Genomic DNA, 1,788 nt, shown 5'->3' on the forward strand with positions numbered 1-1,788 from the left:
CTTGCAGGCTGTCCCGTTGACCGATTGGTTAGCCGCGACTGACTGTGACACCGGCATTGCCCTTGGGTTGGAAACTGCGCCCAGCATAGCGATTGGCTTTAATCGCCGCAATCATCTCGGACACTGAAGCAGCCCGTGCCGCCACAGTGTTGCGTGCCTTTGCTCGCGGCGCTAGCCGCCTGGACTATAGAGCGCTCCTGCCCCGCGAAGCTGACCGATGAAGCCAGTGAATTTTTGATTGTTTGCTTGCACGATTGAAACTGCGCCCGAGCGATGAACGACCAACTGTTTCTCGTGCGCGGACAAGCCATCCTTGTCGTGCCAGATCGTCCGTGACTCACCCTCATCCCGAACGTCCGAGCCCTCAAACCCCGCGAGCGATTGCGCCAAAGAAAGCACGAAAAACAGATGCCTGAAGAGCCGCACCAGTATTGGCTCTCCGGGCAGGCCCTGGAGAGAGGCCCGCAACGAAACGAGCGGCTAACGTGGAAGTAAGCGGACGCCGGAGCGCGATAGCGCGGAGGGAACCTGCAAGCGCAGCTTGCAGGCGGTCCGCTTGACTGCAGGGTTAGGCCGCGCCATCGGGATCGCCCGGGTAAGGGATGCCCAAATCACGCGCGATGATCTCAAAGCCATTTGCGTTCTTATATCTTTCCATATCTTGACCCTTGGTAAGAACCTTCTCCCACCCAGAAGCCATGGTCACATGGTGTTGTCGGATGAAGTCCCCTGGGAGTGTGTAGAACTCAGGTTCGGCCACCCCTTCACGAATCGGCTTCTTTCGATAGTAGTAGCCGTTGTTCAAGAAGACGATGATTAGATAGTCAAAGGCATCAAAGCTTTTTGCTTTGACTGGGAATGCTCTGTCACAGTCAGTCTGATAACGACTCTTGACCTGCACCCGGATTTGCTCAGCCGATTTTTTCGGATCGGGGTGAATGCAAATTAGGTCATAGCCTTCATTGTTTGGCGGGGCCTTGTACGCAAGGATATTTCTACGCATCAAATGTCCCATTGCCAAGTATTCGGCTGCGAGTGAAACAACGGGATAGCGCCTCGCGTCTTTGAGGTTCATGGCCTAACGTGGAAGTGAGGGGCAGCCGGAGCGCGAAGCGCGGAAGGAACCAACAAGCGCAGCTTGTTGGCTGTCCCTCTCGACTGCAGGGTTAGATTTCATTTGCACGACTAAGCACCGGCGATGGCGGTTGGTGTTCAATGACATCAATGCCCCCTAAAGAGAATGGGTCAATCGTGTACTGGTCTTCGCCCAAGTAGCGACTATGGTAGTTCGGCTCTGCAATCACTGAGCTCGGGGCGCAAACAGTGTGCAACACAACACCACCGGAAGGAACTGAATTTAAGCCGCCGGCAAACATTTGAGCGGTTTCAATTCTCGGCGTCCATGCCAAACCAATTTTTCCGTCCTTCCATCTTTCGACGTTTTCGCCTCGATACAATGAAACTTGGCTTCCCGCGTAGGGCTTGAGCATGTGACGAAGAAGCGCGACAAGCTTTCTATCATCTGATATTTGCTCGCGCATTCGTGCCCCACCTTCAATCCAGTAGGTTTCAAAAACCCCCGAGGCTTCGTGGCTTGGTTTCGGCTGCGTCAGCAGAGTATCTGCCAATGCTTTCCATCCATTGCACTTAGTCACTTCTCGCAGAGCGTCGAGATTCATTGAAATCTAACGTTTGAGGTAAGGGGCAGCCGGAGCGCGAAGCGCGGAGGGTACCTGCAAGCGCAGCTTGCAGGCTGTCCCGTTGACCGATTGGTTAGCCGCGACTGAC

Annotated in this window: 2 protein-coding genes; both read right to left on the reverse strand. The window is 54.7% G+C overall.

All coding sequences use genetic code 11. The annotated features are described in order from the left end of the window. Positions 1–568: 568 nt before the first annotated feature. Positions 569–1,075: a hypothetical protein gene (locus ABEA02_RS15330; RefSeq protein ID WP_345533972.1), complete on the reverse strand. Its 507-nt coding sequence runs from the start codon at positions 1,073–1,075 to the stop codon at positions 569–571. Between the two features lie 91 nt (positions 1,076–1,166). Next, complete coding sequence (locus ABEA02_RS15335) at positions 1,167–1,679, reverse strand: hypothetical protein (protein ID WP_345533973.1); 513 nt, start codon at positions 1,677–1,679, stop codon at positions 1,167–1,169. Positions 1,680–1,788 lie beyond the last annotated feature (109 nt).

Origin of the sequence: Viridibacterium curvum, assembly GCF_039544165.1 — a bacterium.
Taxonomy (GTDB): Bacteria; Pseudomonadota; Gammaproteobacteria; order Burkholderiales; family Rhodocyclaceae; genus Viridibacterium; species Viridibacterium curvum.